This window comes from Bacteroidota bacterium, from assembly GCA_013696965.1.
Lineage (GTDB): Bacteria > Bacteroidota > Bacteroidia > JACCXN01 > JACCXN01 > JACCXN01.
In genome coordinates, this window is the sequence record JACCXN010000080.1 from 1 (window position 1) to 17,893 (window position 17,893).

The following is a 17,893-nucleotide window of genomic DNA, read 5'->3' on the forward strand; positions in this document are numbered from 1 at the left end:
GTCTTCACTTCGTTCAATTAAGAGATGCGTATTTTGATCTTTTTCTAGATAATAACAAAGAGTTCCGGTTTAGGGTAGGCCAAAGTAAAGTGCCGTATGGGTTTGAAAACCTTCAATCCAGCCAAAACAGGCTTCCATTAGATCGTCATGACGCTTTAAACAGCGCTGTTGCAAATGAACGTGATCTTGGAGTATTCTTTTATTATACTCCAAAGCATATCCGTGAAAGATTTAAGGAGCTTGTCAGTTCGGGATTAAAAGGATCGGGAGATTATGGAGTACTTGGATTAGGTATCCACAATGGACAAACTGCAAATAGGCCAGAAGCAAATAATTCTTCACATTATGTTTACAGGTTAACCTATCCTTTTGTACTTAATAACGGACAATTTATTGAAGCAAGCGTGCAAGGATATCATGGTAATGTGGTTATAAACCGTTCGCAAACAAATGGAGCAGTAAATGAGTTTTTTGAAAGAAGAGTAGCCGGAACCTTTGTTTTTTATCCTCAGCCTCTTGGATTTCAAGCTGAATTTACAATGGGCAAGGGCCCCGAATTTAATCCAGTAACTATGAATGTGGAAAACCAGGACTTATATGGAGGTTACGCACAAACCATGTACATGCTAAAAGCAGGCAAACAGCTAATTATACCCTTTGCAAGATGGCACTATTATAAAGGGGGTAAAAAACAAGAAATAGATGCCAGAAGGTACCTTGTAAATGAACAGGAAATTGGAATAGAATGGCAACCATTTCCAGCATTTGAATTAGTTGCCATGTACACAATGTCTGACAGGACTTTTGAAGATTTCAAAAACCCAAACAACAGGCAAAGAGGAAACCTTTTAAGGCTTCAGGCACAATTTAATTTTTAGCACAGTTAACCTTATGGTAACATCAGGTTAACATTCAAATAAAATGACACCTATACTTTTGCATAAAAATAAATTAAAAAGTAACATTTAATAACATATAAAAAAATGAAAATAAAATCAATAGTAATAGCCATCGGAATATCTGCATTAATTGCAGGCTGTGGCACAAATAACAACAACGAAGTAAATTCTGAATCAAAACTTAAAGGAGATATAAAAATAGATGGTTCAAGCACAGTTTATCCTCTCACAGAAGCTGTTGCAGAAGAATTCAGAACAGTACAACCTGATATTAAAATTACTGTTGGTGTTTCAGGAACTGGTGGCGGATTTAAAAAATTCAGCCGGGGCGAAACAGATATCAGTAATGCATCAAGACTTATTAAAGAATCAGAAATTCAGGCTTGCAAAGAAAATGGAATAGAGTTTATAGAAATCCCTGTTGCTTATGATGGATTAGCTGTTGTAATTAGTAAGGAAAACACTTGGGTTGATTTTCTAACTGTTGAAGAACTTAAAAAAATATGGGAACCATCTGCTCAGGGAAAGATTATGAAATGGAGCCAAATAAGAGCTGGTTGGCCTGATAGTGAAATTCATCTTTATGGACCTGGGGTAGCTTCAGGTACTTATGATTATTTTACTGAAGCCATTATGGGCAAGGCCCAGTCAAGCAGGGGCGATTATACTGCAAGCGAAGACGATAACGTGCTTGTACAAGGCGTTTCAACCGATAAGCTGGCACTTGGTTTTTTTGGACTTGCATATTTTACTGAGAACAGCGACAAATTAAAACTGGTTCCAATTGATGACTTAAATGACGAAAATGGTTCTGGCCCGATAACTCCTACAATTGAAACTGTTGAGAACGGCACTTACCAACCTCTTGCCAGGCCCGAATTTATTTATGTAAATGCAAAATCTGCAGAACGTGAAGAAGTAAAGGCATTCATTAATTTTTATCTTGAAAATGCTGCTGCACTTGCAAAAGAAACTGGTGCAATTGCACTTCCAAAAGAAGTTTATGCTGAGGCTTTGAAAAGATACGAGGAAAAAATTGTTGGTTCTGTTTTTGACAAAGAAGGAGGAAGTGTTGGAGTTAATTTGCTGCAGGTACTTAAAAAACGTCCATAAAGGGACAAGGCTTTCTAAAAAAGCACAGGTATAAAACCCTGCTTTTTTTATAGATTTAATAAATCAGGTATGAATTTGAAGGAAAAAATAATTGAAAAACTGCTCTTTGCCTGTAGCCTTTTAACCATACTCACTACGCTTGGCATCATAGTGGTATTGCTGTATGAATCTATATTGTTTTTTAAAGAAGTTCCCATTTTTGATTTCTTAACAGATACTGAATGGACACCTCTTTTTGAACAAAAAAGATTTGGAATTCTTCCTTTAATAAGTGGAACACTATTAACTTCTCTTATTGCAATAGTTGTTGCAGTGCCTGTTGGACTTACTATTGCTGTTTATTTAAATGAATATGCAAACCAAAAGCTAACAGTTGCAATAAAACCTGTTTTGGAAATACTTGCTGCAGTTCCTACTGTGGTTTATGGCTTTTTTGCCCTTACATTTGTTACTCCTTTGTTGCAAAAATTAATTCCCGGACTGGCTGGTTTTAATGCGCTTTCTCCGGGAATTGTTATGGGAATAATGATAATTCCATATATTTCTTCATTGAGTGAAGATGCACTCAGGGCTGTTCCAAAATCATTAAGGGAAGCCGCCTACGGAATGGGTTCCACAAGACTGCAAACAGCATTTAAAGTAATGATCCCTGCTGCTTTTTCTGGAATTGCTGTTTCGGTGATTCTTGCCATTTCCAGGGCAATAGGTGAAACAATGATTGTAGCAATTGCAGCAGGTCAGCAGCCAAGATTAACATTTAACCCAATGGTGCCAATTGAAACCATAACTACCTATATTGTTCAGGTAAGCCTTGGGGACGTTCCTCATGATTCATTAGAGTACCGAACTATTTTCGCTGCGGGAATTACTTTATTTATCTTAACTTTTATTCTAAACAACATTAGTTTTTGGGTTAAAAGCAAATTCCAGGAAAAATATGAATAAGGCTGAAAAAACAAATCGTTTAAAAGATAAAGCATTTAATCTTTTTGGAATATTTTGCACTTTTTTTGGCTTGCTAATCCTTATAGTGCTTTTATTTGATGTGTTTTCAAAAGGAGGCAGTCGTATAAGCTGGGATTTTATTACTGGCCTGCCATCACGTATTCCTGAAAAAGCAGGAATATTAACTCCATTAATCGGATCGATATGGATACTTATTTTAACTGCCGTTATAGCGTTTCCAATAGGGGTTGCGGCAGCCATTCACCTGGAGGAATACGGCAGCAAAAACAGGCTCAGCAAACTGGTGGAAATAAATATTGCAAACCTTGCAGGGGTGCCTTCAATTATTTATGGCTTACTTGGTTTACAAGTATTTTCGCGTTGGGTTCATTTGGGCTCAAGTCTTTTAGCAGGAGCTTTAACGCTTGCCCTTTTGATTTTACCTATTATTATTGTGGCTACAAGAGAAGCCATTAAAGCTGTTCCAAATTCTATTCGGGAAGCTTCTTATGCACTGGGCGGATCAAGATGGCAAACTATCTGGATGCAGGTATTGCCAGCATCAATGGGTGGAATATTAACGGGAGTAATTTTGGCATTATCCAGAGCAGTTGGGGAAACAGCGCCACTTATTGTAATTGGTGCACTTACTTATGTTGCTTTTGTTCCTTCTGGGCCTTTAGATGAATTCTCTGTGCTTCCTATACAGGTTTTTAATTGGATAAGCAGGCCCCAGCATGGATTTGTAATAAATGCAGCTGCGGGAATTATTGTACTTTTAGCCATTACTTTTATTATGAATGGCATAGCTGTTTATTTTAGAAACAAATGGCAGAAAAAAATTAAATGGTAATATCAAAATAGTATATATGTTAACCCCAAAAACGAATAAACTTGAAACCAAAAATCTTAATGTTTTTTATGGCGAAAGCCAGGTTCTAAAAGATATTAATATGGTTATAAAGCCAAACACGGTTACCGCTTTAATTGGGCCATCGGGTTGTGGTAAATCTACCTTTTTAAGGTTATTCAACAGAATGAATGACTACATAGAAATTTTTCGAAAAGAAGGAGAAATATTGATTGACGGAACAGAGATATACAGCAAAAAAACAAGTGTAGTTGAGCTTAGAAAAAAAGTAGGCATGGTATTTCAAAAACCCAATCCTTTTCCAAAAAACATTTATGAAAACGTTGTGTATGGTTTAAGAATACAGGGAATAAAAGATAAAACAATATTGGATAATGCGGTTGAAAAATCATTAAAACAGGCTGCTTTATGGGAAGAGGTGAAAGATAATCTTAAAAAATCTGCTCTTTCTTTATCTGGCGGACAGCAGCAAAGGCTTTGTATTGCAAGAGCCTTGGCTGTTGAGCCCACTGTAATACTTATGGATGAACCTACCTCTGCACTTGATCCTATTTCATCTGCAAAAGTTGAAGAATTAATCTATGAATTAAAGCAAAAATACACTATAGTAATTGTTACCCACAATATGCAACAGGCAGGAAGGGTAAGCGATTACACGGCTTTTTTCTATTTGGGTGATTTAATTGAATATGGAAAAACAAAAGATATTTTCACCAATCCAAAACAAATAAAAACTCAGAATTACATTACCGGTAGGTTTGGTTGATGTTATTAAAATTGAGAAAAGAGATCTATCAATTAAAACCTTAACAATAAATAATACCAAAGAAACATGACACATCTTGATACAGAACTTCATTATTTAAAAGAAGATTTGATAAAAATGACCAGAATGGTGAGGTCTCAAATTTCTAAAGGAAAAAATTCCATATTTGATTTTGATAAGGACCTGGCAAAAGAAATACTTTTTACCGAAAAAAGAATAAATGCTTTTGAATTAAAAATAGACCGTGATTGTGAAAAAATTTTCGCCTTGTATAATCCCTTAGCAGCTGATTTGCGTTTTGTGCTTGCCGCATTAAAAATTAATTCAAACCTGGAACGCATTGCAGATAATGCAGAGAGCGTAGCTCATTATGTAATGGATGTAAAAACACCATTTTCAGTTGAAGTTCTTGAAAAGTACAATTTAACTAAAATGTATGAAGTAGCTCTTGCTATGCTTGATGATAGCCTAGATGCTTTGATTAATGAAGACACCGAACTTGCAAGAAAAGTTTTTATAAAAGACGATATCCTGGATGAAATTAACTTGGCTGCAATAAAAACCACCCTTGCTTTGATTGAAAACAATCATCCTGATCCTTTACATTACCTTTCCGTTTTATCCGTAATTAGAAAAATAGAAAGAATGGGCGACCAGTCCAAAAACATTGCTGAAGAAATTATTTTTTACATTGAAGCAAAAGTGTTAAAACATCGCACTTAAGGGGAATATTAACATTTATGAAAACCATCCGAAATTTATTGAATGGACCAGTGGAAAGGTTAAAATAGGACAAAAACAAAAAAGAATGCAGTTGAAGGGTATGCCGAATAAAAAAGCAAAGGTTACAAGTTGAATTTTATACGATTTTTCATTTGTTTTTAAACGAAATTATTTGCCCACTATTTTAAATTAATCCTTCTGAACAATCAAATTGGCAGATGTCCTGTTTAATGTGAATTCTGTGTAAATTCTGTTATTTTACTGCTTTTATGGCCCAAGAATTCCATAAAAAATAGGACAAGGAGAATTTAATTAATCCTTGCAACTTTTACCACTTCTTTCACCTTGTTTTTGTGACTGAAAACACCAAGGTAAATTCCCGGTAAAATTTCACCTACCTCACAAACGGATTTCCCTATGCCCTTATCAAGAGTTTTGCTTACCACCACCCTACCTGAAAAATCCAGCAAGCTAAAAGCATCGCAATCATTATGCTTAATTTCAAGATGATTTTTATTTTTCCAATAAGCCTGGCACTCGGCAGTGTTATAATTCTGAGAAATATTCAAAGGATCTGAGACAATAATAACACCTTTCATTCCCATTGAAGCATGAGGGTCGCATACAAAATAATAATTTCCAGGATTATCAACAGTAAAAGTAACATCAGTGGTAGGAGCTCCAAAACCAACCCAAAAGCCACCATTGTGGTTTGAAGTGTTATTCAACCAATCCGCATAATCCACTTGGGTGGCACTGTGGTATCCAATTGAAACAAATTCTATAATATCTCCTGGCTCTAAATAAAGCGTGTCTGGTTGAAATTCAGTATCAATGGCTGTTAAAACGTGCGTAGTTTGGGCCCTAAGGCTGAAGGATAAAAAAAGAACAATTATAAAGAGTATGTTTTTCATGATAAAAGTTTAAAATTTATTTTCAAAGCTAATAAATTATTCAGTTAAAGAAACAATAAAAAGTGGTAATTGAACCTAATACTTTTCCAAAAAACATCCATTTGAGCAATGCTGCCCCCTTCTCAAATATATTATTACTTTTGGGTATCCAAATAAATTATCCATTATAAAAAATAAAAAAAATGAAACTTCTGATAAACCTGGTTTTACTTCTTCTAATCACACAGAAAATCAATTCTCAAACACTTATTGCTCAGGCAAAACCAATGGGTGGGAAATTATGGGGATATATTGATATAACAGGCAATTTGGTTATACCTGCTAAATATGCCACCTGTTATGAATTTACCGAGGATGGTTTTGCAGCAATTTATGAGGCAAAACAATATCATTTTATAAATAAAAAAGGCGAAAAAATAATTACTGAATTAAGTGGATTTAAACTTATAGATGGGTTTGGAATTAATCTAAAAGGCTATAACAATGGACTAGCTCCTGTTAAGATAGGAACATCATGGGGTTATATGGATGTTCAGGGCAAGGAATCTATAAAGCCTTCTTATGATAAAGTATCGGAATTTAATGGTGGTTATGCAGTGGCAAGCAGAGGCGAGAAGAAATTTGTTCTGGATTTAAAAGGAAATGAAATTCCGGTAACAGACACTAAAGTTTTTGCTTTAAAACATTTCTCTGAAGGCCTAGCGCCTTTTGATGGCCAGGATAAAAAAAATGGCTTTATTGACATAAGTGGAAAAGTAGTTATTGAACCTGATTTTATGAGTGTAGGATATTTTGTAAATGACTTAGCATGGGCTAAAACCACTGAACTTACAGTGGGTTATATCAACAAAAAAGGAGAATGGGTAATAAAGCCGCAGTTTACTGCAGCTAAAGATTTTGATGCTCAAAGCGGAATGGCCCGGGTTAAAATTGCAGAAACATGGGCCTATATAGACAAAACAGAAAGGTTTTGAATATGCAAATAGAAAAATATGGTGATTTTAGCGAAGGATTATGCGAAGGAAGAAAGAATACCCTTTTTGGTTTTTTTGACAAAAATGGAAATTGGGTAATAGAGCCACAGTTTGAAAATGTTCGCAATTTTAAAAATGGCTATGCGGCAGCAAAACAGGGTGGGAAATGGGGAATGATTGATCCTTCAGGAAAATGGATCATTCAGCCAAAATTCGCTGCAATCAAAGACATGGAACTGGCAAAATAAATTTGATGTTTTAACGGTAATGAAAGGCTGTTTCAAATGCGAGGCACCCTTTTTCTTGTGATGAACTTTTTTTTAATATTAAAAAAGCCGGCAATTAACTTGTATGCCTGAAATAAATTTTCCTTATTGGGAAGCATTACACAAATCTTGTATTCCCAGTCAAAGATGGAGGCTTTTCAACTATAATAATACCAGTATTTTTGAGGATGAGGGGAATAATTCTTATTCTGGCAACGAGTCCGGAGATATAGGAAATTAATCAACAACCCACTATTAGCAATAGATAATTGTAAATTCAACCAGATTAACAATTATCTTTGCATAAAAAAACACAGAAATTAAACAATGTCCGAACTTTTTGATTATATATTAGCCCAGCAATTATTGGCAATTGTGATAACCCTTATACTTTGGCAAGTGGCTTATCGTATTTTTACATATATAACTTTGTCGGATACTAACTGGAAAAGGCTCGAATATATATGGATATTTATAGCCCTTTTGGGTTTGATGGCATTAATTAATGAAAATAAAAGAAGTTCTATTGCTACTCAAATAAGTATAGTTAAACAAGAAATAACCATAGATCTGTCACTGGTTAATTTTTTATTGTCAGATGTACAAACTTGTACTAAATACAAGAAAACTAACCTTTCTCCTGAATATTTTGATTTGCACCAGCATGACCAGAACCTTATTTGTGAATGGTCCAAGAAATTCCTTATTGGAATTGATTCTATTTATGGCATACCCACCGAACCGCTCGATGTGGAATCGATTAAAACAATTGCTTTTAAATCAGATTTCATGCTTGGGTATGTAAAGGAAATTAGTTTGTATGGAAATCGAGTAAATAAAAACATCGAAAAATTTAATGTTTACTCATCAGAAATTAACAAAAAGATATGGGATGATTTTTATAAAACTATTGGTATTCTTTTACTGATTATTGCAATTGCAATACGACTAGCATTAACTCAGAGAAATGTTATATTGTCAAAAAAGTGCTAAGAAAAAAACCTAGAAACATTGAAAATTTATAGTGTCATTGAAGAAAAAACAATGCTGTTTAAGGATTTTTAATGACACCTTTTAACTAAATGGGAAAACCATAGGGGTTAATTAAAAATTTTAATTTATTTCATCTAAAGCAATCATTCAAAACTAAAAACATGTTGGTATTTCACGCTCAATAACATTTAGTAATCTTAACCAATCAATTTTTTTTTCTGACTGCTTGATAATCCCACCTTTAATAATCCTTACTTCTTCCTTTTCATCTCTAGTTTAAACAATTTAAACACTTTAATAAAGGAGGTATTTTATTTGCTTGATACATTTTACAGGACAGAATACAATTTAAATGAGAAAAAATTACGAAAAAGGAAAAGTGAGGGAATAAGCAAGGATCAAAGCTTATTTATGCAGGAACATATATATAACTTTAAGAATTGTTAACTTCTATATACTGTTGATTTTCTTTCTAATAACGGGAAAAAAAATTTCTTAATGTATCTTCAAAATTTAATTTATGAAGAATAAAGAGAAGATAAAAAGATATCGATGGCTTATTAAATTAAGCAAGAGAACAGAAATTCCTTTAATAGTTCTTGGATTTGCCTGGATAATTTTACTTGTGGTAGATTTAATCTGGCAACTTACTCCTGTTTTACAATACATAGTATCTGCAATTTGGATAATTTTTATTTTTGATTTCCTGATAAAGTTTTTTTTAGCCCCAATTAAGTGGCTATTTCTTAAAAAGAATGTACTGACAATTATTTCCCTATTTATACCAGCTTTAAGAGTATTCCGAATTTTTGCAAGTCTTAGTTTGTTAAGATCAATTGGTGTTATTAGAAGTATTCATGTAATTAGGATTATTGGCTCAGTTAATAGGGGAATGCGAGCACTTGGAAGAACCCTTGAACGCAGGGCTTTTGGCTATGTGCTGATACTTACTTTAATGGTTTGCTTTGTTGGAGCTGCGGCAGTGTTTGCTTTTGAAAGGGAAACAGGAGCTTTTAATAATTACTGGGATGCATTATGGTGGACAGCAATGCTTTTGACTACAATTGCCAGTGAAAATTGGCCGCAAACACCAGAGGGGAAAACGGTAACACTTTTGCTGGGTTTATACAGTCTTGGAGTTTTAGGTTATTTAACTGCCATGCTTGCCTCTTTTTTCATTGGACAGGATGCAACAGACAAAAAAGGAGAAATTGCTGGTGCATTACAGTTAGAAGAAATAACAAAAGAAATGAGACTTTTAAGAAAAGAGATTGAAAAATTAAATAAACAGGAATAGATGATCAAGTGACAATGGTGTTCCAAAAATTATAGAACAAGTTGGTATTGTTAACTAAAGAAAGCACTGATTTAAATTTACTTAAAACTGGTAGCTTGTCGCGACTTTTTCATTGCTATTTATCCCAAAATATATTGGAGTGAAATGTGAAAATTCCGCCCGGCAAAAATATAAATTGTTTTTCTTTTACAGATAAAGAATATCTCTGGCCAAAGATCTCCTCGTCCACATCGATTACATCTAAAGGCAAAAATAGAGAGATTGCTTTAAGCTGCTGTTGCTGATCAAATACCATCCGCATCAGTTCAAAATTATAACATAGCCTTTCCTCATAACCATGTTCACCTGAAACTGATGTAGGATAACCTGTAATTAAGGAAATTTCTTTTAATTGCAGGGATGAATTATAATAATAAACCAATCTGTTGCCAAAGCTTTCTAGGTTATCAACCGCTATTTTTTTTTCATATACAACATGGGTGGAATCATAGGAATAAAATGATTTTTTTGCAGTTAAAAGTTGAATGTTAGCACTATCAAGGTAAGAAAATTCATCAATTGGAACCTTTAGCCTGTTAAATGTTTCATGATTGTAAAAACGAATGCCATTCAGATTGCCAGAATTGAATGAAAAGGCCAATGTATCTGTGATATTGTTCTTCAATTCTTTATAATTTACAAAATGTTGAAAAAAAGGATCTACAATAGAAATTTTCAATAAAACACCTTGGTTAAATTCCAAAAGCAGTTTAATATCAGAACCTTCAGCACTGATCTCAACAATACTATCTAATTTCCCTTTATGTACTTTAATGCTTTTCTGGGATTCAGGAAATATTTCACCGTAACTGTTATTCCAGTAGGAATAATAATTACCTGTAACTTCACCATTTACAATAGTGCCATTGAATAACAAGGGTTTATCATCACCAGGATATTGGAAAACATACGATCCATTTTTAAAGCTTTTGCCTTTAATTTTAATTATTGGAATTGAGTTATATAGTTCAAGGTATTTACTGGTATCTAATTCGAAAGGGTCAACTTGAACCAAAACCTGTGCAAGGCAAATTCGCTGGTTAAATAAGAGGAGAAAGAAAAGGAAAAACCAAAAGAAATTTCGCATTATCAGATAGAAATAAGTATTTAAAAAGAATAAGCAATTGGACAATTTGTAGCATTGGCAATCTTGTTTCTGTTGGCTAATATAACACAAAATGTAATACTACAATGACAAGTTGCGTGACTATTTTAAACACCTCAAAAATGCAGTATTGCCAGTGATTTGGCTTTTCATTTTGCACTTTTTGTCCATTCTATTATTTCTTTAATTACATCGGTCCAATGATTCCTATTTTTAAAATCAGGCCTTCCATCCTTTACTTCAAAAAAATTGTGGTCTAAGCCAACATATGGTTTTAGTGTAAGGTTACTTTTTTGGTGTTGAATGAAACTAATAGGAAGTAAATCACAGTTTTCCAAAATAATGTCTTCTGTGCCATAGCCAACAAAAATTGGTATATTAATGTTTAAAAGATATGGAATATAATCTATTGAAAAAGTTGTAATGGAATTGTTGCCGTTTTCAAAGTCCTTAGGTTTTTGATTAATTTCTGTCCATCTCTCATAAAGTTCGTCAATATTGGACTTATACTCCTCCCCTGTTATTTTATTTGTTTTTAATTTTTGTCTTTCACGTCTAACATATTCATCATATCGTCCAAAAGCATTGAAACCTAGCAATGAAACTGTTGAAATATTACTATTTTCAGAAGCAACTACAGCTGCAATTTTCGCACCCTGTGAATGACCGATTAAATGAATGCTGTCATTTTTAAACCATTCTTTTTTTTGCAAGTCCGAAATAACCTGATTTGTTCTGTTTACATAATTTTCCAGATAATTGTCTTTCAAATATTCTTGCTTAAAAGTGTTTTCTTTTACAGTATCAACTATATAGCAATATTCCTGATTTAAGTTCTTTTGCCCTGCAACAATTGGTGTTTTTGGCATCGAAATCTCTATCAAATGATAATAGGCTATAAATTCTGAATATTCAAAGGGAATATTGATGTGTTTAAAATCAACAAAATCAAAAATCAAAGGCACAGGTAAAGAGCCTTGTAAAAACAATATAATAGGTTTAGATGATAAAGTGTCAGTTCCAATTTTTATGTATTCTATCGTGTCATTTTCAGTATAAATGGAATATGAAAAGACATCAATTCCATCAATTTTTCTTGATATTGAAGGCTTATTCTTTGCGTTTTTATCTACCTGTCTGTCTGGTTGAATAGTGTTGCAAGCCAAAATAATTAAGGTTAATATGACAACAAATATTTTCATTTAAAAATTTAGTAAGTTGCTTTATACTATTGCAAACTTAATGTTTTTTCGCAGTTTTCTCTAAATTTAAAGCCGAATCCTGGGCTGGGGAAAGCCCTCTTTTGTTTTTGCTGGGCGTCAGCATTTGACGGGTAAAAAAAATAAATATGTGATTTGCATGCTAAAAAATGAATTTCAAAAAGTGCATGGGGGATAAATAAAGGATAGGTAAAGAACAATTCGAATTATTAGGGAAATTTATGAAAAACCTCCCTCCTAGGCTTTCTCGTAATTAAATTAGGTAGAAAAATAAATAATTGTTTCGGTTTCCATTACGCTTTGCATAACGGTTTACAAGGTTTGAGATAAAAAACGAAAAAGTCAAAAAAGGCCAGCTATCATTCTTTTTTTCTGAAATCAATGTTATAAAAAATCGCTGCCTGTAAATAGTGTTTTGTAGTTGTGTTTACTGTTTGAGCAAGGTATCCTATCTGAATGTTTGCATTTGGGATAAATTGATAGCCAATTGCTCCGTACAAACGGTTTCTATCGAATGGCGGGGATGAAAAATGAATAAATACTTCATCATATAAGCTCAGAAATAAGGTGTTTTTTTCTATTTTTTGTTTATTCAGAGGTACAGTTATCCTAAGTAAATATCTTATTCTGTTCAGGTATTGGATATTGTCATTTGTCTGCTTCCATCGCTGCTCAAGGCGATAGCGGTGTTCAAAAATAAACCTTCCTAAATTGTTACGCATAAGAAACTGTTGCCAAATTCTATTTTCGGAACTATGGGGACTTTCCATCAACTCATCATTGTCAGTATAACTATTTACACGGGCATATCCTGCCGATAAACTGGATGAAGATTGCAAATGAAAATTTATTCCACTCCTGAGTAGAATCTGTTCTGCTTCATCAAAAATCCCATAGTCTCGGTATTGAGCCTCTGTATGAATACTCCATTTATCGTGCAGGCGAAGTTGTCCGAAAAACATGGTCCAGTTTCCGGTTTTGTTAGATGATGATTGAGAAAATGCAGAAACATTTATCAAAAATAAAAAAAGGCAAAGTGCATGTGTTAATTTATTTAAATGTTTATTCATTTACCCATTGCGAAATTGCACTCATTGTTTCAGTATAAAATATTACCTCACCTGTTGAAATATCATGCGTGCCACCAACAATTCCTATTTGTCCGTTTTCAATCATTTCTTTTAAAATCGGGCTTCGTTCCATAATATTTTTAACGGTTAGTTTTACATTAATAGTTGCTACCTTTTCTACAAAATCAGCATTGCCGGAATTCCGATTGTTTTCCACCGTCTTTTCCTCCTCAACGGCAGGTCTTATTTTAGCCAACAATGCAGTTAAGTTGCCCATTTCCACATGGTCGCAAGCGCCTTTTACCGCACCACATTTTGTATGACCTAACACAACAATGATTTTAGCACCTGCCACTTTACAGCCAAATTCCATGCTACCCAAAATATCTTCGTTGATAATGTTTCCGGCAATACGAACACTAAACACATCTCCTAGTCCCTGGTCAAATATCAATTCAGCAGAGGTTCTGCTGTCAATACAACTTAGAATTACTGCAAAAGGATGTTGTCCATCTGATGTTTCATTTGCCTGTTGCAAAAGATTCCGGTTTACTTTAAGATTATTTACAAATCTTTTGTTTCCCTCCATTAATAAATTTAATGCCATTGAAGGTGAAATAGCTGTTTGCATTTCTTTTGTTAGTGTTTTCATTTTTTTTTGTTTTTTTTATGGTTAATACTTAGTTTAAATTTATGCCCTTTACTTCAAGGGTTATTCCTATTGTTTTTGCGTGTATTTGAAAATTCTGAATGATTTCAATAACATCGTAGTGGATGGATTTTGATTTTGTTCCGTCAATAATAACTTTTGAATTTGCCGGAATGTGGTTGAGCATTTGTAAAATGTTGCCTTTATTCAGAAATGAAACTTCTTCTGAAAGCACAATTAAATGCTCATGATTTGGATGTTTTTCTTCCTTGGTATTGTAAAAAGGATTTCTGAAATTGTTACGCAGGATATAAAAAATTGCCACAGCCATTCCGATAGCAATTCCTTTTAAAAGGTCGGTTAAAAGTATTCCCACTATGGTTGCAATAAAAGGAACAAACTGTTCCCAACCTTGTTTATACACTTGCTTAAATAATGCTGGCTTTGCCAATTTATACCCAACCACAAAAAGAATTGAGGCAAGCGTAGCGAGTGGAATCATATTAAGAAGTGCTGGAATTGTTATTGCACTTATCAGTAAGAAGAAACCATGTAAAATAGCCGACACCTTGGTTTTGCCGCCAAATGTGATGTTTGCACTACTGCGAACAATAACCTGCGTAAGTGGTAATCCTCCAATAAGACCGGATATAATATTACCAATGCCTTGTGCTTTTAATTCTCTGTTTGTTGGCGTGATTCTTTTATAAGGATCGAGTTTGTCGGTAGCTTCTACACAAAGCAAGGTTTCTAAACTGGCAACTATAGCAATCACAACTGCTATAATATATACATCGGGGTTTTTCCATGCAGACAAATCAGGAAGAGTGAATTGTCTGAAAAATTCCCCTATACTTGATGCCACCGGAATTTGAACAATTTGTTTTTCCCCCAAACTAAAAGGGAGTAAATTATTTTGAAACAAATAGTTTAAAAGTATTCCTGCAAAAACTGCCACAAGAGGCCCGTTAATCAAATTGAACACTTTATGTTTTTTCATCAGCACATAGTCCCAAAAAACAAGAATCAACAATGAGATTACTGTAACTAATACTGCCCCTGGTGTAATATAATTGAGCGTGTTGAATAGTGCAGAAAAGGTATTTTGTCCGTCAGGTTGGATAAAAGCAACATCGCCTTCAAAGTCGGTATCGTAACCGAAGGCGTGTGGAATTTGCTTGAGAATAATAAGCAAGCCAATACCAGTTAGCATTCCTTTAATAACCGATGAAGGAAAATAATAGGCTATGGTTCCCAATTTCAAATAGCCCAATATTACCTGAATTACACCTGCTAAAACTACAGCAAGTAAAAATGCCTCCCATGAACCTCCAAGTGTAGCAATGGAACTTAGTACAATTACTGCAAGTCCTGCTGCGGGACCGCTCACTCCCAATGGAGAGCCGCTTGCCTTACCCACAACAATACCACCAACAATACCTGCTATAATTCCTGCAAACAAAGGTGCTCCTGATGCAAGGGCAATTCCTAAACATAAAGGAACTGCAACAAAAAACACGACTATACTCGCTGGCAAATCGTTTTTGAGGTCTTTAAAGAGATTTTTCATAAAGTGATTATAATATTTCGAAACAAAGGTAGTAATAATATTCAACAAAGTAGTATTGCTATCATTAAAAATACTTTTACAATTAAAAACGCTATTGCAAGTCGTTAATTGTTGGAGTTGTATTTTGGAAATATGCTGCAAAGGACCTGAATTTAACGATAAGAGAGTATTTTATGGGTTTAACTTAAAGACTAAAATTCTAAAAAAGAAGAACCAATATTCGATTTCAATCTTCAAGAGATTAAACAGTTTGCAGTTAATAATAATGTGAGTATAACAAGAAAAACTTAAAAGAAAGACCAGTTACCCTTGCAGCAAACCTTAAATTCTTTCATCCAATTTTACCGGACTTTGTTCATTTGCACTACTCAATCTCCATTCATAAGGATAGTTTACAAACCAAGCTTCTACCGGATTATCATGAATATAATCCTCTTTTTGCTGGATCATCTTATTGCTGTAAATGAAAAACAGAATCACTAAGAAGACTATAACTCCTACTCTTTCGTAATATTTGAGGAAATTTAAGCAAGGAGAAAAACAATGCTAAAAAGAGAAAATATAATAGAATTATTAAAGAATTTGAAGTTTGTCAAAAAAGGAAGTAGCTGCTTTTCGCTTAGGCCTTAAAAGTTTTAGTCCTGAAATTATTTGGACAAGCATAGGGCCTAACTATATTGTTTCATAAAAGGATATTACGGTAAAATGCCACAAAAATTCAACAATTCTCTTTGCTTATCTTGGACAAATACGCTCCACAAATGATTAAATAAATGAAGCCTTACAAAATTGCAATTATCATCCCGAAATAAAATGCGGTCTTTAAATTCAAAATAGTTGTCTGTTAGGGTATTGTTAATCTCATCTTTTTAATTTTGTGCACAAGTGGTTTTTGTATTTGCAAAAGCACACTTTTTATTTAATTTCCCATTTCTTCCTCATAAAGTACATAGATTGATTCCGTACAATATTGGTAGCAGTGTATCTTTCTGTCCTGAAGTTTTTCATTCGTTTTTACCCGTTTCTCAATATCTTTTCCATCTTCTTGCCTTTTGCCAATTCGTCCACCAATTTGTCCAAATACCTTATTTGTTTCGTTATAATATTTTCAATTTCTTCTATCCGATAACCACAAATTACACCTTTGATCAGGTGAGCATTTAAGTTCAAATTTGCGCTCTTAAAAAAAGTTTCAAAAGTCACTTTCTCATCAATCAGTTCTTGTAGTTTTTTGTTGTCAAAACCGGTCAGCCATTCTATTACTTGATGTAATTCTTCTTTTGTCCTGCCTTTACACTCAACTTTTGTGATGTAATGCGGATATACAGAGGCAAATGTCATTTTTGCCATTCGCTCATTGTGTTCAGGTGTTATTTTCATGCTATTTTAAACTTTCTAATTTCAATTTAGTGTGGAACCTATCAGGTAACTTTTAGTTACCCTTGCAGTAAACCTCCCGATTTTGGATCTGTCAGCGATTTGTACTTTTAATAATTTTTATAAATTTATTCTGGTTAGTTAAGTTGTCTTGTAAGTCTTTTGTTGGGCAATAATAAGTTTCAATAAAATTCATCTCAAGATAGTCAGAAGTTAATCGAAAAGGTGTCTCAAAACCCTCTGGTAATGTTAGGTCAGTACCTACAGAAACTAAAAAGATGTTCTTGCCTTTTAAGTTGCGTCCTATATGTTTTTCGGTTGTTACAATATCTGTCAGGCGGTCGAAGAACACTTTTAAAAGCCCACTCATTGAATACCAATAAACTGGAGTTGCAAATACTATTGTTTCAAACAGCAGAACCTTTTCTATGACTTCTAAAAATTGGTCTGTCTCTGAGTAGTGGCCCTGATAATCATAGTGCGATATTTTAAAGTCAAGAAGGTCTATTGTTTCTGAGTCAATACCCGAAAAAAGTTTTTGTGTCAACAGTTTAGTATTGCTGTCTTTCCGTAAACTGCTTAAGATTATTAATGTTTTTGTTTCCATGTTTTTTTGTGTTGACATTCAACCCTACCCTTTTGGCTATGCATGTTAGCACATAGCTTTATTGCACCGGCAAATGCTGTTCTAAAAAATCATATACCAAATTAAAATGTTTTAATGGCTCAATGTGTCCACCCTCTAAATTGCGTGTTGCTTATAATATTTGAAATTATTTTCCTCTAGTCTTTCTATTATTCTGTTGGACATAAGAGTTGCAGGCCACTGCTCATCGTTTTTACCCGACATAATCAAAATAGGGCCATTTATGTATTCTACCTTTATTTCTGCATTTTTTACGGCTTTTTCATCTTCCAGCATCATACTGTGCGCTGTAAATAAATCTCTTTTCAATGAGTTGTAATAGTTTTCTTATCAATAGCGTCCTAAACGCTAATTAGAAAATAAAAAAATAAGAGAAAGAATTTTGTATATCAAAGTTACCTTTGAGTTGCACAACAAAAAAACTTTCTCTCATGACAAATATAACTTTGTTTTCTC

General features: G+C 33.7%; 19 protein-coding genes. 10 read left to right on the forward strand and 9 right to left on the reverse strand.

Features of this window, described 5'->3' with window-relative positions; genetic code table 11:
• From H0V01_11695 to phoU, 6 genes are all read left to right on the forward strand, one after another.
• On the forward strand, nt 1-878 hold an 878-nt coding region (locus tag H0V01_11695), incomplete at its 5' end, for a porin (protein MBA2584035.1).
• Between the two features lie 105 nt (nt 879-983).
• Nucleotides 984-2,012, forward strand: coding sequence for a PstS family phosphate ABC transporter substrate-binding protein (locus tag H0V01_11700; protein ID MBA2584036.1), 1,029 nt, complete (start codon nt 984-986; stop codon nt 2,010-2,012).
• A gap of 69 nt (nt 2,013-2,081) precedes the next feature.
• Nucleotides 2,082-2,957 carry a phosphate ABC transporter permease subunit PstC gene (gene pstC, locus H0V01_11705; protein ID MBA2584037.1) on the forward strand — a complete coding sequence of 292 codons (876 nt, stop codon included), beginning with the start codon at nt 2,082-2,084 and terminating at the stop codon, nt 2,955-2,957.
• Entirely contained in the window at nt 2,950-3,810 is an 861-nt protein-coding gene (gene pstA / locus H0V01_11710; protein MBA2584038.1) for a phosphate ABC transporter permease PstA, read from the forward strand. Before pstC ends, pstA begins: the two co-directional genes overlap by 8 nt.
• Before the next feature lie 16 nt (nt 3,811-3,826).
• Nucleotides 3,827-4,594, forward strand: coding sequence for a phosphate ABC transporter ATP-binding protein (locus H0V01_11715; GenBank protein MBA2584039.1), 768 nt, complete (start codon nt 3,827-3,829; stop codon nt 4,592-4,594).
• A gap of 66 nt (nt 4,595-4,660) precedes the next feature.
• Nucleotides 4,661-5,317, forward strand: a complete 657-nt coding sequence (gene phoU / locus H0V01_11720; GenBank protein MBA2584040.1) for a phosphate signaling complex protein PhoU — start codon at nt 4,661-4,663, stop codon at nt 5,315-5,317.
• A 308-nt stretch (nt 5,318-5,625) separates the two neighbouring features.
• On the opposite strand, the gene H0V01_11725 is transcribed toward phoU, so the two are convergent.
• Nucleotides 5,626-6,231 carry a hypothetical protein gene (locus tag H0V01_11725; protein MBA2584041.1) on the reverse strand — a complete coding sequence of 202 codons (606 nt, stop codon included), beginning with the start codon at nt 6,229-6,231 and terminating at the stop codon, nt 5,626-5,628.
• A 182-nt stretch (nt 6,232-6,413) separates the two neighbouring features.
• On the opposite strand from H0V01_11725, the gene H0V01_11730 reads away from it, so the two are divergent.
• From H0V01_11730 to H0V01_11745, 4 genes are all read left to right on the forward strand, one after another.
• Nucleotides 6,414-7,205 carry a WG repeat-containing protein gene (locus H0V01_11730; protein ID MBA2584042.1) on the forward strand — a complete coding sequence of 264 codons (792 nt, stop codon included), beginning with the start codon at nt 6,414-6,416 and terminating at the stop codon, nt 7,203-7,205.
• 2 nt (nt 7,206-7,207) lie between these two features.
• Nucleotides 7,208-7,453, forward strand: coding sequence for a WG repeat-containing protein (locus H0V01_11735; GenBank protein MBA2584043.1), 246 nt, complete (start codon nt 7,208-7,210; stop codon nt 7,451-7,453).
• Nucleotides 7,454-7,798: 345 nt separating this feature from the next.
• Nucleotides 7,799-8,464 (forward strand): hypothetical protein, encoded by a 666-nt coding sequence (locus H0V01_11740; GenBank protein ID MBA2584044.1) that lies wholly within the window; start codon nt 7,799-7,801, stop codon nt 8,462-8,464.
• Between the two features lie 520 nt (nt 8,465-8,984).
• Nucleotides 8,985-9,761, forward strand: coding sequence for an ion transporter (locus H0V01_11745; protein MBA2584045.1), 777 nt, complete (start codon nt 8,985-8,987; stop codon nt 9,759-9,761).
• Between the two features lie 115 nt (nt 9,762-9,876).
• Here H0V01_11745 and H0V01_11750 read toward each other — a convergent pair whose 3' ends face one another.
• From H0V01_11750 to H0V01_11785, 8 genes are all read right to left on the reverse strand, one after another.
• The gene (locus tag H0V01_11750) at nt 9,877-10,887 is read right to left on the reverse strand and encodes a hypothetical protein (protein ID MBA2584046.1); all 1,011 of its coding nucleotides are present in this window, start codon (nt 10,885-10,887) and stop codon (nt 9,877-9,879) included.
• A 167-nt stretch (nt 10,888-11,054) separates the two neighbouring features.
• On the reverse strand, nt 11,055-12,107 hold the full coding sequence (locus H0V01_11755) for a hypothetical protein (GenBank protein ID MBA2584047.1): 1,053 nt from the start codon (nt 12,105-12,107) through the stop codon (nt 11,055-11,057).
• 377 nt (nt 12,108-12,484) lie between these two features.
• Nucleotides 12,485-13,195 (reverse strand): DUF2490 domain-containing protein, encoded by a 711-nt coding sequence (locus H0V01_11760; GenBank protein MBA2584048.1) that lies wholly within the window; start codon nt 13,193-13,195, stop codon nt 12,485-12,487.
• The gene (locus tag H0V01_11765) at nt 13,188-13,847 is read right to left on the reverse strand and encodes a carbonic anhydrase (protein MBA2584049.1); all 660 of its coding nucleotides are present in this window, start codon (nt 13,845-13,847) and stop codon (nt 13,188-13,190) included. Before H0V01_11765 ends, H0V01_11760 begins: the two co-directional genes overlap by 8 nt.
• Nucleotides 13,848-13,875: 28 nt before the next feature.
• Complete coding sequence (locus H0V01_11770) at nt 13,876-15,414, reverse strand: SulP family inorganic anion transporter (GenBank protein MBA2584050.1); 1,539 nt, start codon at nt 15,412-15,414, stop codon at nt 13,876-13,878.
• Between the two features lie 1,014 nt (nt 15,415-16,428).
• A complete protein-coding gene (locus tag H0V01_11775) occupies nt 16,429-16,794 on the reverse strand; it encodes a DUF2200 domain-containing protein (protein MBA2584051.1) in 366 nt (121 codons plus the stop codon).
• A gap of 91 nt (nt 16,795-16,885) precedes the next feature.
• Nucleotides 16,886-17,398: an NAD(P)H-dependent oxidoreductase gene (locus tag H0V01_11780; GenBank protein MBA2584052.1), complete on the reverse strand. Its 513-nt coding sequence runs from the start codon at nt 17,396-17,398 to the stop codon at nt 16,886-16,888.
• A 135-nt stretch (nt 17,399-17,533) separates the two neighbouring features.
• On the reverse strand, nt 17,534-17,746 hold the full coding sequence (locus H0V01_11785; protein MBA2584053.1) for a hypothetical protein: 213 nt from the start codon (nt 17,744-17,746) through the stop codon (nt 17,534-17,536).
• Nucleotides 17,747-17,893: the final 147 nt, after the last annotated feature.